The 12,908-nt window shown below is 49.4% G+C and carries 10 protein-coding genes; 9 read left to right on the top strand and 1 reads right to left on the bottom strand.

The genetic code is table 11. The features are described 5' to 3' along the window. Positions 1–93: 93 nt before the first annotated feature. The 9 genes from JCM12259_RS11130 to JCM12259_RS15235 all read left to right on the top strand — a co-directional run bounded on the left by JCM12259_RS11130 (position 94) and on the right by JCM12259_RS15235 (position 9,825). Entirely contained in the window at positions 94–303 is a 210-nt protein-coding gene (locus tag JCM12259_RS11130) for a hypothetical protein (protein WP_025066518.1), read from the top strand. Between the two features lie 39 nt (positions 304–342). Continuing rightward, complete coding sequence (locus tag JCM12259_RS11135) at positions 343–1,968, top strand: hypothetical protein (RefSeq protein ID WP_025066519.1); 1,626 nt, start codon at positions 343–345, stop codon at positions 1,966–1,968. 197 nt (positions 1,969–2,165) lie between these two features. Beyond that, the gene (locus JCM12259_RS11140) at positions 2,166–2,585 is read left to right on the top strand and encodes an HU family DNA-binding protein (protein ID WP_025066520.1); all 420 of its coding nucleotides are present in this window, start codon (positions 2,166–2,168) and stop codon (positions 2,583–2,585) included. A gap of 171 nt (positions 2,586–2,756) precedes the next feature. Further along, positions 2,757–4,007: a TolC family protein gene (locus JCM12259_RS11145; protein ID WP_025066521.1), complete on the top strand. Its 1,251-nt coding sequence runs from the start codon at positions 2,757–2,759 to the stop codon at positions 4,005–4,007. Beyond that, a complete protein-coding gene (locus tag JCM12259_RS11150; protein WP_025066522.1) occupies positions 4,007–4,900 on the top strand; it encodes an HlyD family secretion protein in 894 nt (297 codons plus the stop codon). The genes JCM12259_RS11145 and JCM12259_RS11150 overlap by 1 nt, the downstream gene beginning before the upstream one ends. A 6-nt stretch (positions 4,901–4,906) precedes the next feature. Continuing rightward, entirely contained in the window at positions 4,907–6,376 is a 1,470-nt protein-coding gene (locus JCM12259_RS11155; RefSeq protein WP_025066523.1) for an ATP-binding cassette domain-containing protein, read from the top strand. A gap of 152 nt (positions 6,377–6,528) precedes the next feature. Next, entirely contained in the window at positions 6,529–7,623 is a 1,095-nt protein-coding gene (locus tag JCM12259_RS11160; protein ID WP_025066524.1) for an ABC transporter permease, read from the top strand. Next, a complete protein-coding gene (locus tag JCM12259_RS11165; RefSeq protein ID WP_025066525.1) occupies positions 7,620–8,708 on the top strand; it encodes an ABC transporter permease in 1,089 nt (362 codons plus the stop codon). Before JCM12259_RS11160 ends, JCM12259_RS11165 begins: the two co-directional genes overlap by 4 nt. A gap of 478 nt (positions 8,709–9,186) precedes the next feature. Next, positions 9,187–9,825 carry a SprT-like domain-containing protein gene (locus JCM12259_RS15235; protein ID WP_234396604.1) on the top strand — a complete coding sequence of 213 codons (639 nt, stop codon included), beginning with the start codon at positions 9,187–9,189 and terminating at the stop codon, positions 9,823–9,825. A 105-nt stretch (positions 9,826–9,930) separates the two neighbouring features. Here JCM12259_RS15235 and alaS read toward each other — a convergent pair whose 3' ends face one another. Further along, positions 9,931–12,552 (bottom strand): alanine--tRNA ligase, encoded by a 2,622-nt coding sequence (gene alaS, locus JCM12259_RS11180; RefSeq protein WP_025066526.1) that lies wholly within the window; start codon positions 12,550–12,552, stop codon positions 9,931–9,933. Between the last annotated feature and the right edge of the window lie 356 nt (positions 12,553–12,908).

Here is a 12,908-nt window from a genome sequence, read left to right on the forward strand (position 1 = left end):
CTCAACAGAGTTCCCTTTGTTCCCCTTTTCATGTCCTTTTGCCAACGGCAAGGGGCAAAACTTCACGAATTATTCACTCAAAACATAGCGATTATGAACAGAAATCAATTAGAGAGATGGGCTTACGCGAAGCCCGCAATGGAGGCCATCCGTTTGGAGCCTCACAGTGAATTAATGGACACCTCGTTTCCCAACAGCGGCGGACACAACAAGGCCGGCGACGACGGCGACGATCTGAGCGCCAAGCAAGGTTGGTTCGACGAGGACGAAGAAGAAGAGGCTCCACAACAATGGGGTATTTAACAAACAAGAGAGTATAAAAATTAAAAAAGAACAGACAAGATGAAGACAAACATTTTATCATTGCTCGCCCTCGCCGGCCTATTATCCTTTGCCGGCTGCGCAAGCGACGACACAACGAATAAACCGAACGAACAGGAGCCTGGCACCGAAGGCCTCACCAGCTTCGTAGAAGAAGACAATACAACCCGCACCACGGGCGAATACGACGGCTCCGGTTTGAATTTCTATTGGACCCAAAACGACCGCCTATGGGTCAACAACGGCGGCACGCTGACACAAGACAGCAAGAACAACATCAACGCAAAGCTCGAAAATAATCCCGCCAACTCCTCTGCCGTGCAGCGAGCAGCAACAGCCAAGTTTTGGTTTGCCGGCACCTTCACAAACACCAGTTATCCCGTGCGCTACACCGGCAAGAATGGAGCAAGCAACAAGGTAACCATTAAGGCCGCGCAATCGCAAAACATCCCCAACGACGCGAGCCATATCGGTGAGGATGGCGACTTTGGTGTAGCCACAGCTACCAAGCCCATAGGAGGAGATAAATATCATTTCACCCTCGACCATAAAGCAGCTTACATCACCTTTATGCCTTACACGACACAATCATGGGGTCCCAATGCCGTGATTCAGAAGATCCGCGTCTTCACGGGCAATACATCCGACGCTCTCGCCGGTACGTTTGATCTCGCCGACGATGGAACTTTGAGTAATCCCGCCAGCACTTCAAATAGTGTAGAGCTAGCAGTAAACAACTTCTCCATCCCCAGCACCGAAACTTATGCCACCAACGGCGTCACGATGGTTGTCAATCCCGGCGCGTATAGCAACGTCAGCATCGAATACACACTCCACGACCCAGTAACCCATGTCACCGGTACCATCACCAAGACTTACGCCAGCGTAAAATTCACTGCCGGCAAGAATAAAAAGGTAAAAACAGACTTGCAAGTCACCATCTACCCCGGCAACCCCTATTACCAATGGGATGCCCAGCAACATTATTGGGCCAGTTACGAATGGGACGGAACAAATCCAACTCAGCCCACCGTTAATGGACAGCGCAATAAAGCCGATGCTCCACAAAGCACAATGAATACTTCTGCTCACACTCCTCGTGATTTTAACGACGTGCAGGGTTACCACGATCCCACCGGCGTCGCTCCCGCCGTACTTCCCACCACATCCCACTTTCAGGCTCTCCCCAACATAAACGAATGTATTTGGTATTGCATGAAAGGTGATCCCCATTGGGACACAGAGCTATGGGCTACTATGAACCATCTCTACAAGGGTGGTATGTGGTTTAAAAAGAAAAGTAAAATCTCCAGTTACAGCACCAACCACGCTCCTAACGGCATCGATTACGCCAGAAGTACCAGTATCGCCTTTTATGACAACTCCCCGATCTCCACAGGCAAGCCCAGCAACTTAAGCGATTACTTCTATCTTCCCGCGCTTGGCTGGTACAACGATCCGTTTGGGAGTGTTGGCTTCGCCGGTTTCTACTGGGTGAGTACGCCTGAGCCGGGGACGACGAATAAAGCGTGTTACCTGTACTTCGACAGTAGCCGCGTGCGCGTGAACTACTACTATCGCTGCGCCGGCATGCGGATGTGGAAAGCCGACGACAGTGACGGGAAGTATCGGCCGCTCGGTCTATAAAACAGGATGTGATATAGGTGTTAAACACTTGTCCAGAAAGGTGTAGTACACCCTTGCAGAAAGGTGTTTAACACCTTTGATCAAGGGTGTTATACATCTTTAATGAAGAGTGTACTATACCTTTTGAGCAGACTATTCAAATCGTTATATAATAGGTAATTACATGTTTAATCAATTAATCAAAAGGAGACAAAATCATGATTGAATTTGAAGTGAGATCGAAGAAGCAGACGGTCGGCTCGAAAAAAGGGCAGACGGTGTATTATGCCGTGGCCAAGAACGGGAATCGCCTGACGCTCGAGATGCTGTGCGACATGATTGTAGACGAGACGTCGCTCTCGCGCGGTGATGTGATGAATGCACTCATTACGCTGGCCCGCATCGTGTGCCGCGGTGTGAAGATGGGATTCAGCATCGACATGGGCGACCTGGGTTCGCTGCGCGTCTACTTCCCCTCGAAGATGATGGACAAGGAGGAAGATGTGACAGCCGAGACACTGAAAACGCCCAAAATCATCTATACGCCCAAGGCTAAGATGCGCCAGGCTGCTCGTGCGGCCGAAGTGAGCGTGATCAATAAGGCCAGGCAGAAGAAGGCGAAGACTCCCAAACCGTGAAAAGGTGATTTAAAGGGAAAAGGCTATTTAAAGGTGAAAGAGTGAATTAACCGGGAAGGGTGAAAAGATGTTGAGACATGCTTTTCACCCTTTTTTGTGTTGGGTGGTTTGGGGTAGGGATAATTTGGCAAAGATGTGTTATCTTTGTAGCGGTTATTTAAAAGTGAGAGAATGAAAAGAGAACTCGTTTTCATGATCGTGTCGATGGTTGCGGTGAGAATGTTTGCACAACTTTCGCTGACCGATTGCTATCAAATGGCACACGATAATTATCCGACAATCAAGCAATATGGGCTGATTGCGCAGAGCCGAGATTATGATGTGAGCAATGCTTCCAAAGGGTATTGGCCGCGCATCAAGGTGGGGGCGTCGGCCGATGCGTTTACGGATCTTCTGCGATTGCCTCCTACTTTGCAGGCGATTGCGGGCGGGGAGATGAAAAACCGATTGTTGGCGGCCGACGTGCAGGTGAATCAATTGATATACGACGGCGGTGGGATTGCGGCCGGGAAGCGTGTTGTCAGAGCGAGGGCAGAGGCCGAAAGCAGCGCTGCGGACGTGACGCTGTATGACATTCGGGCACGTGTGGAGCAGTTGTTTTTCGGTGTGCTGATGCTTGATGCACAGATTCGGCGCAGCAAATTGTTGCAAGACGATCTCGCATTGGGTCGCAAGACGGTAGACGGGATGCTGAAAGGAGGTGTCGCCAATCAATCGGATATCGACGCCGTGGCTGTGGAACAGGTGAAAGCCGAGCAACGGGAGAGTGGTCTCCGAGCCTCGCGCCGCGCTTATCTCACGATGTTGGGGCTGTTTATTGGTCGTGAATTGAGCGACACAACCGTATTGGAGCGCCCCACGGAAACGACGGAGCCGACTGTCATGATCGTGCAACGCCCCGAGCTGACGGCGTTTGCGGCCCGACAACGATTGATCGATGCGCAGCGCCAATCACTTCACACGCAGTTTCGCCCGAAATTGGCTGCATTCGGTTTGGCCGCTTATCACAGTCGAATGATGCATTTGATGAAGAATCAACTGTTTGCAGCAGGCCTCACATTGAGTTGGGACATCGCGCCGTTTTACACGCGGCGGAATGACCTGCGCAAGTTGTCTGTGCAACAACAGCAGGTGGATATCGATCGCGAAACATTTCTTTTCAATCTCGGTTTGCAGTCGGCGAGCGTCAACGGAACCATTCAAAATTTGCGGGAAATGATTGCGCAAGACACCCGTATCATCGCTTTGCGCGAACGCATACGCGAAAAGTCGATGCGCCGCGTGCAAAACGGCACCGAAACCATCAACGAGATGTTGCGTGATGTGAATGCCGTGAACGAGGCGCAACAACAGAAAGACATCCACGAGATACAGCTCTTGGAGGAAATATATAAACTGAAACACATTTATAATCACGAATGATGAAACATAGCAAGATCTTGACAATTGTGTTGATTGCCGTTTTGACGGCTTGCACTTCGGGCAAACAGGATTATGATGCCACAGGAGTCTTCGAAGCCACAACGGTCACCGTGTCGGCAGAAGAGAGTGGCAAGTTGCTCCGCTTCGATGTTTGCGAGGGTGAAAACATTGCGGCCGGCGCACAGGTGGGCCTCATCGACACTGTGCAATTGGCGTTGGCGGCCCGACAATTGGGTGCAACGATGAGTTCGATTGCCCATCAACGCCCCGACATTCAGACGCAAATCGCTGCTACGAGGCAGCAACTGTTGAAAGCCGAACAAGAGCAATCGCGTTTCCAGGGACTGGTGAAAGACGGCGCGGCTAATCGTAAATTGCTCGATGATGCCACGTCGGCCGTACAGGTGTTGAAGCGCCAATTGGCTGCGCAAAAGTCGGCTTTGGGCAATAGCACACAGACTTTGAACTCGCAAATCAGTGCCACCGACATTCAGAAATATCAGGTGCTGAATCGGCTTTCTAAGTGTCATATCGTCTCGCCGATTGCGGGGACAGTGCTTGAAAAGTATGTGGAGTCGGGCGAATTTGCAGTGATTGGCAAGCCGTTGTTCAAAGTTGCCGATCTCAAAAACATGTTTCTGCGCGCCTATGTCACGTCGGCCCAATTGGAAAAGGTGAAAGTGGGGCAGCAGGTGACGGTCATGGCCGACTACGGCAATGAGCAACGGAAGACTTACAAAGGCACGGTGACATGGATTGCAGCCTGCGCCGAGTTTACGCCTAAGACGATTCTCACCGATGATGAGCGTGCCGACTTGGTCTATGCCGTGAAGATCGCCGTGGCCAATGACGGCTATATCAAAATCGGTATGTATGGAGAAGTGAAACTCTGACGACTTATGCACGCAATCGAAGTATGCAATATATCTAAAAGGTATGGCTCGGTGAAGGCCTTGGAAGATGTGTCGTTCGAAGTGAACCGTGGCGAAGTATTCGGCTTGATCGGGCCGGATGGTGCTGGAAAGACCACTCTTTTCCGAATCATGGCTACGCTTTTGCTGCCTGATCAAGGTTGGGTGAAGGTCGACGGGCACGACATCGTGACAGGCATGCGCGCCATTCGCAGTCGTATCGGCTATATGCCGGGTCGCTTCTCGCTGTATCAGGATCTCACGGTAGAGGAGAATCTGCAATTTTTTGCAGATCTTTTCGGCACGACCATTGCGCAAGGCTATGACGGCATCAAGGCCATTTATTCGCAGATCGAGCCTTTTCGCCATCGCAAGGCAGGTGCGCTTTCGGGCGGAATGAAGCAGAAGCTGGCTCTCTCGTGCGCTTTAATCCATCAGCCCTCGGTGCTTTTTCTCGACGAACCCACCACGGGTGTCGACCCCGTTTCGCGCAAAGAGTTATGGGAAATGCTCGTTTCGCTCAAAGCACGAGGCATTACGATTGTTGCGGCCACGCCTTATCTCGACGAAATCAGATGTTGTGAGCGCGTGGCTTTTCTCAATAACGGTCGGGTGAAAGCCATCGACACGCCCGACGGAATATTGTCGCACTTTGCCGAAGTGTTTAATCCCGAGGCACTGCATCGAGATGAAACGGTGGTTGAAAACAAGCTGACAACACAACCAGACGATGTGATTCGCGTGGAGCATTTGGTAAAATCATTCGGCGATTTTCGTGCTGTCGACGACATTTCTTTCACTGTTCATCGCGGCGAGATATTCGGATTCCTCGGCGCCAACGGTGCAGGCAAGACCACAGCAATGCGTATGCTCACCGGACTTAGTCAGCCGTCGGAAGGGTGGGGCACTGTTGCGGGTTTCGATATTGCCACAGAATACGAGCAGGTCAAGCGCCACATCGGCTATATGAGTCAGAAATTCTCCCTCTATGAAGATATGACTGTGGCGCAGAACATTCGTCTTTTCGGTGGTATCTATGGATTGAATGATCGCGATATTGCCCGCAAAACCGATGAGATGCTGACCCAATTGAATTTCACAGTGCATCGCAACACGCTGGTTAAAGCGCTTCCGCTGGGTTGGAAACAGAAGTTGTCGTTCTCTGTCAGCATCTTTCACGAACCCGAAGTGGTGTTTCTCGACGAGCCAACCGGCGGTGTGGATCCGGCTACGCACAGACAATTCTGGGAACTGATCTATGCTGCTGCCGCCCGCGGAATCACTGTTTTCGTCACCACACACTATATGGACGAAGCCGAATATTGCGATAGAATCTCGATCATGGTTGATGGAAAGATCCGCGCCATGGATTCACCCGAAACCCTAAAACAGACTTACGGCTGTGCCGACATGGATCAAGTGTTCACAAAGTTGGCCCGACAGGCAACACGGTTGTAAGTCATTGCTCCATAATCTTGATATTACTCGATTCGTAAAAAGCCGTTAAACGAGCGGCGAAAAGCTGTTAATCGGCGTGCATTCAACCGTTAATCGCAAGGCAAGAGATCGTCAATTGCAAACACATCAGACATAACAAACACAACAACGCCATGCAACCTGCATTCTCTTTCATCCTCAAAGAGGTTCGCCATATCACTCGCGACCGACGTACAATGCTGATACTTTTCGGCATGCCTGTGGTCATGATGCTGCTGTTTGGCTTCGCCATCCGCACAGATTTGCGAAATGTGAAACTCGCAGTCGTGACGTCTTCAATGGATCATCGCACCCAACAGATTATCGATCGACTCAATGCGTCGGAATATTTCACCGTGACCCACCATGTGACTACGCCCAAAGAAGCTCGCCGACTCATTGTTGCTCGCCAAGCGGATATGGCTGTCGTCTTCACGCCCGACTTTGCCAACCATCGTTATGATGCTGCGGCCGGCATCCAACTTATTGCCGATTACACGGATCCCAACACGGCTGAGATGCAAAACTCATATGCGCAGCAAATCATTTCGGATGCACTCGCGCCGCCGACAATAACAAGAAGCGTGCCGCCTGTCAATATCCGCTTGCTCTATAATCCGCAGATGAAGAGCGCATACAATTTTGTTCCCGGTATCATGGGATTGCTTCTGATGATCATTTGTGCCATGATGACTTCGGTGAGTATCGTCCGCGAGAAAGAGCGAGGCACCATGGAAGTGCTCTTGGCATCGCCCGTTCGCCCATTGGTGATCATCATTGCCAAGGCCATTCCTTATCTGATTCTCTCTGTCTTTATCTTGATCTGCATCCTGCTCTTAGCCAAATTTGTTTTGGCTGTGCCTTTGGCAGGCAGTCTTTTCACGCTTATGGGGCTGTCCTTGTTATATATACTACTGGCGTTGGCTCTGGGATTGCTCATCAGTATCATTGCCGAAACGCAGCTGGCAGCCCTTCTCATCTCGGGAATGGTGTTTCTTTTGCCCAATCTCATGCTGTCGGGAATGATCTATCCCATAGAAAGTATGCCCGAAATTTTGCAATATCTGTCGGCCATTGTACCTGCTCGGTGGTATATTTCGGCTGTTCGCAAACTGATGATTATGGGTGTCGACTTTGCGTTTATCCGTCAAGAACTGTTCATTCTGTTTGCAATGACCATGGTGATCATGACTATCGCCCTGACAAAATTTAAAATCCGACTGCAATGATATTGAAATATCTCATCGAGAAAGAGTTTATCCAGATGCGTCACAACCCGTTTTTGCCGCGGTTGATCGTGCTGTTTCCCGTCATCATTATGTGTGTGGTACCCTGGGTCACCACGCTGGAAGTGAAGAATATCACGATCGGAATTGTGGATAACGACCATTCCACGCTGTCCGAGCAACTGACAAAAAGAGTCGCGGCATCGCCTTATTTCAAGTTTAAAGGTATGCAAGGAACTTATGACGAGGCATTGCATGAAATCGAAAAGAGCAACATCGATCTTGTGACTGTTATTCCTCCGCATTATGAACGAGATCTTGTCAACGGGCGACAACCGCAAGTCTTCATCGCTGCCAATGCAGTCAACGGCACCAAAGGCGGTATCGGATCGGGCTATCTGTCGAGTATTGTTTATCAACAACGAGCCTCTGCCATGCACACGGAGCCTCATTCGCCTGTTTCCACACTGTCGCTTTTCAACCCGCACAAGGATTATAAGGTCTTCATGATCCCCGCATTATTGGCTCTTTTGGCTATTATGCTGTGTGGATTTATTCCTGCGCTCAACATCGTTGGCGAAAAAGAGCAAGGCACCATTGAGCAAATCAATGTCACACCGGTGAGGAAAAGCACATTCATCTTGGCTAAACTCATCCCTTATTGGCTCATAGCACTGTTTGTAGCAACTGTCTGTCTGTTGCTATCCTGGGGCATCTACGGTATTACGCCGCATGGAAACGTGGGGTTGATTTATGTCTTGATCATCCTGTTGGCATTTATTTTCAGCGGCTTGGGACTGATAGTCTCCAATTATAGCGATGCCATGCAACAAGCCATGTTGGTGATGTGGTTTATCTTAGTGTGCTTGATGCTGCTCAGCGGACTCTTCACTCCCATTGCGAGCATGCCCGATTGGGCGCAACATCTTACGCTCGTCAATCCGCTTCGCTATTTTGTTGACGCCATGCGCACGGTCTTTGTGCGAGGTGGCGAAGCAGAAAGCATTGCTCTGCAATTGGTTGTTCTCACCGCATTTGCTGTCTTAATTGATATTTGGGCGGTGCTTAGTTATAAGAAGAATAGCTGATGCTGACATGCACTTTGTATTTCCATGTCTTACGACTAACAGTTAATCGTCCAGCGATTCATGTTTAGTTGTTATTCAACACGATAGTACTTTTTGCTCAACACGATAGTACTTTTTGTTCAACACGATAGTACTTGCATGCCGACTAACGGTTAATCGCACGTCAGTCAACTGTTAGTTGCAATGCGGTTAACGCTCAGTTGCAACGTGGTTAGATCTTGCTTGAACTATGATTGACAGATCGTTTTCCTATAATTTGAATATAACAATCCGATTATATTACACTTCTCGTTAGCATTTTTTGCATTACCTTTGCAGCGATGAAATTAGGAATGATGTTCTTTTTGCTATTACCAATCCTCGGAACAGCTTATTCTCTTTGGAGAATCTGGCAGATGCTGCCATTGAATACAGGCCTCAAAACTGGTGTTTGGGCGCTTCTCCTCCTTTTGGAAGAGGTTGAGAGAAGTTTTGCTTTATGACTATCGACGCAGCTTGGCTTACCTTTTGGTTCGACCGATTCAATCGAGATTATTTCGGCGAAGGGCTTCCTCGTCCGAAGTTAGCACTCTCGCGATCGCGTACCCAATTGGGAACAATGGCCTGTAAGAGACATATTCGCTGTGGGAAAACAACTTTTTCTGACTACGCGATACGCCTGAGTATCTATTATGAACAGACCGAACGGCAATTCCAAAACACGCTTTTACACGAGATGATACATTATTCCATCGCTTACACAGGGGTGAAAGATTCTTCGCCTCACGGCATTGTGTTTCGTGGAATGATGGATGCACTCAATCGAAAGTACGGTTGGGAAATCTCCGTCAGTGCCCGAATGAATAAGGCTGGATGCGCTGTTGTATCTCAAAAAACAACTGATTATTTAGTGTTGGCATTGGAAATGCGAAGCGGTGAGTGCTATTTTTCGGTGGTGAATCGTGGTTATGCGGCTCGTATCAACGCACAATTGAAGCAATTATTTACAGTAAATCATTTTGCGTGGTATATCTCTTCGGATGCTCACTTTGCTACTTATCCGGTTGTCCGAACCTTCGCGGACGGCGTGTCAGTCGTAACTTGTTCGACGAGATGCTGCCCTCGATGCGACAGATAGTAGTTGATTGAATATTCAAACGCTGAAAAAGAAAAGGAGTTAAGCCATTCGTTTTACATTCGGCTTAACTCCTTTATTCTTCAAATTCTTAATTCCAGGCTCGTATCAAAGCTTTGCCAATTCGACAACTCGATCCACTGCGGCCGTCAAACCATCAAGATTTTTGCCACCAGCAGATGCATAATGTGGCTGACCACCGCCTCCTCCTTGGATGAGTCGGGCTGCTTCGCGCACCATCTGACCTGCATTCAGACCGTGATCCTTCACCAAATCGTCGCTCAACATCACACTCAGCAGGGGTTTTTCGTTAGCGGTTGAACCGATAACACACAGCAAATGCGTTGGAATCGATTCCCGGATCTTGAACACAAGGTCCTTAGCCGCATTGGCTTCAAGCGGCAATACGGCTTTAACGACAGTTGTTCCGTTGATTGTTTCAGCACGCTCGATAAGCATGTTCTTAGTTCGTTCGACGGCCTGCGCTTGAAATTTATCAATCTCTTTACGCATGGCGTCGTGCTCATTGATGTATTTCTCTACGACGCTACGTAAATCTTTGGCATTGTTGAAGAGAGCTTTGAGATCCTTGATCGTATCTTCCAAGACATAGACAGACTCTTCGCAAGCCTTTCCGGTGATAGCTTCGAAGCGACGAATACCTGCTGCCACGGAGCTTTCACTGATGATTTTGAACAGTCCGATACGACCGGTGCTCTTGGCGTGGATGCCTCCGCAGAACTCGCAAGACGGTCCGAAGCGTACCACGCGCACCTTATCGCCGTACTTTTCACCGAACAATGCCACGGCGCCCATTTGTTTAGCTTCCTCCATCGGCGTGTCTCTGTGCTCGTCGAGAGGGAAGTCTTGGCGAATCATTTCATTGACCAAGCGTTCCACTTGACGGATTTCTGCATCGCTGACCTTTTGAAAATGCGAGAAGTCAAACCGCAATGTGTCGGGCGAGACATACGAACCCTTCTGCTCAACGTGGTCTCCCAAGACTTGTTTCAGCGCGTAATCGAGCAGGTGAGTGGCTGTGTGATTGGCCGCACTGGCCTCTCGTTTCTCGGTGTCTACACACGCCATAAACGGCGCTTCGGGGTCTTTGGGCAGTTCTTTAACGATGTGTATGCTTTGGTTATTCTCTCGTTTGGTGTCGAGAACGTTGACAGTCTCGTTCTCATTGACCAGTACTCCCTGGTCGCCCACTTGTCCGCCCATCTCTCCATAGAATGGAGTGAAGTCGAGAACAAGTTCGAAAAACGAATTCTTCTTTTGTGTAACCTTGCGATAACGCAGTATTCTGCACTCATATTCAGTGTAATCATAGCCCACGAACTGCTGTTCGCCGCTGTGCACTTCTATCCAATCACTGTTCTCAACCTGTGCTGCATTGCGTGCGCGAGATTTCTGTTTCTGCATCTCCTCATCAAATTGCGCCTCATCAACAGTGATTCCATGCTCGCGGCAAATCAGTTGGGTGAGATCTAAGGGGAAACCATACGTATCAAAAAGTCGGAATGCTTGTATCCCGTCGAGCTGTGTTTTGCCGGCCGATTTGAGTTCATCAATCGCATCGGAGAGCAGCGAAATACCTTTCTCTAACGTGCGGAGAAACGAGTCTTCTTCCTCTTTCATCACGCGTCCGATGAGTTCTCGCTGTGCAGGAAGCTCAGGGTAAGCCTCGCCCATCTCATGAATGAGCACCGGGAGGAGCTTATACATGAAGGCTTCTTTCTGTCCCAAGAACGTGTAAGCATAGCGAACGGCCCGCCGAAGAATGCGCCGAATGACGTAACCGGCCTTTGCATTGCCCGGCAATTGGCCGTCGGCGATGGAGAAAGCCACTGCTCTGAGATGGTCGGCAACCACGCGCATCGCCACGTCCGTAGCTTCGTCTTTGCCGTATTCGTGGCCGGTGAGCCGACAAATCTCTTTGATAATGGGTTGGAATATATCCGTATCGTAGTTAGAGTGCTTACCTTGCAGGGCACGAACAAGACGTTCGAAGCCCATACCCGTATCAATAACATGCATCGGAAGCGGCTCCAACGACCCGTCGGCTTTGCGGTTATACTGCATAAACACAATGTTCCAGATCTCGATTACCTGCGGATCGTCCTTGTTGACAAGCGTTCGTCCCGGTGTCTTTGCTTTCTCTTCGGGTGTGCGCGAATCAAGATGTATCTCCGAACAAGGGCCACACGGCCCTGTATCTCCCATCTCCCAGAAGTTGTCGTGCTTGTTGCCGTCGATGATATGGTCGGCCGGAACATGCTTGGCCCAATAGGAAGCAGCCTCCGAATCACGACCGAGTCCTTCGTCGGAAGCACCCTCAAACACTGTCACATACAAATCGGCTGGGTCGAGATGCAACACATCTACCAGATATTCCCACGCATAATCGATGGCGCCTTCTTTGAAATAGTCGCCGAAACTCCAGTTACCGAGCATCTCAAACATCGTGTGATGGTAGGTGTCGTGCCCCACTTCTTCGAGGTCGTTATGCTTACCGCTCACGCGAAGACATTTTTGCGAGTCAGTGCGGCGGCGCGGTTCGGGCTGTTTGTTGCCCAGAATGATGTCTTTCCACTGATTCATTCCCGCATTGGTAAACATCAGTGTGGGATCATCTTTAATAACCATCGGCGCAGAGGGCACGATCGTATGACCTTTCGACTCAAAGAATTTCTTGTATGAGTCGCGTATTTCATTCGCTGTCATCATCATTTATTTCTCCTGAATTGATACGTTCTTGAATAATTGAATGCAAAAGTACGCAATTTTTTTTCAAACCTTACAGACGATCGAATAAAATCACCAACCAACGCCTACTCTCACCACAGCAAAAGGGCGAAAGGCAGCTCCCCAGCTATCCTTTCACCCTTTTTCCCTTTAATCATCCGTGGATGAAACGCAGTTTGCTTCATTTTTTCGCTTTCATCCACGGATGACGCCCCTTTTTTCTCATTTTTTCGCTTTCATCCGCGGATGAAACGCTGTTTTTCTGATTTTGAGGCTTTCATCCACGGATGACGCCCCTTTTTTCTGATTTTGAGGTTTTCATCCATGGATGACGAGCC

The organism is Hoylesella enoeca JCM 12259, assembly GCF_000613405.1.
Classification (GTDB): domain Bacteria; phylum Bacteroidota; class Bacteroidia; order Bacteroidales; family Bacteroidaceae; genus Prevotella; species Prevotella enoeca.